The sequence below is a fragment of the Bradyrhizobium sp. RP6 genome (assembly GCF_003837805.1).
Lineage (GTDB): Bacteria > Pseudomonadota > Alphaproteobacteria > Rhizobiales > Xanthobacteraceae > Bradyrhizobium.
In genome coordinates this window covers 1-473 of record NZ_RQIT01000069.1, presented here as the reverse complement: position 1 = coordinate 473, position 473 = coordinate 1, and the positions used below count along the sequence as shown (strand labels likewise).

General features: G+C 63.8%; 1 protein-coding gene. It reads right to left on the bottom strand.

The genetic code is table 11. The features are described 5' to 3' along the window. A partial coding sequence (locus EHH60_RS36900) for an IS630 family transposase (RefSeq protein ID WP_124164005.1) occupies positions 1–473 on the bottom strand: 473 nt, incomplete at both ends.

Below are 473 nucleotides of genomic sequence, written 5' to 3'. Positions count from 1 at the left end.
AGTGCGCCTTGAGCTTGGCGAAGGCGTTCTCGATGGGATTGAGGTCGGGGCTGTACGGCGGGAGATAGAGGAGCGTGGCGCCGGCCGCCTCGATCATCTCGCGTATGCGTGGCCCTTTGTGGCTGGATAGATTGTCCATGATGACGATGGCGTGCTCGGGCAGCTCGGGAACGAGCACTTTTTCGACATAGGTCTCAAAGGCGTCGCGGTTGATGGGACCGTCGAGCACCCAGGGAGCGATGATGCCGTGCGTGGTGAGAGCAGCTACGCAGGTTCTCGTTTTCCAATGGCCGTGCGGAATGGCGGCGCGCAGGCGTTCGCCGCGCCGGCAGCGGCCATGTGTCCGCGCCATGTTGGTCGATGCCCAGGTCTCGTCAATGAAGACGAGGCGATCCCGGTCGAGCTTGTCCTGACGCTCGCGCCAAGCCTCGCGCCCCTTCAAGACATCCGGACGGTCCTGCTCTGCGGCATGG